1 protein-coding gene is annotated in these 301 nt (G+C 35.9%); it reads right to left on the minus strand.

The features are described from left to right. Positions 1-301 (minus strand): hypothetical protein (locus tag AM629_RS24180; protein ID WP_161804274.1); only part of this gene is annotated, 301 nt, incomplete at both ends.

Here is a 301-nt window from a genome sequence, read left to right on the forward strand (position 1 = left end):
TTTCCGCGACTTCATCAATCGGTCGATTGATATGACTGTTGTATAAAGCAGTATAAAAATAAGAAACAGCTAAATCATATGAAGATGCCCCCAACTCAATGGCTTCTCTTATCATTACCTCCCAATTTACATCTGGCTTATCTTTTCCACGATTAATTAGCCATTCTGCTATAGAAGACATCGCAACTTTAAAACCTTCTGGTGTCATATGGCAATAATCAATAAAGAGTGAATCATCCAACACACTCGTGCCTAAATACTTAGTGAAGTAATATTCTAGATCGATAATTTTGATGCCAAC

This window comes from Photorhabdus heterorhabditis (assembly GCF_001280945.1).
Taxonomy (GTDB): Bacteria; Pseudomonadota; Gammaproteobacteria; order Enterobacterales; family Enterobacteriaceae; genus Photorhabdus; species Photorhabdus heterorhabditis.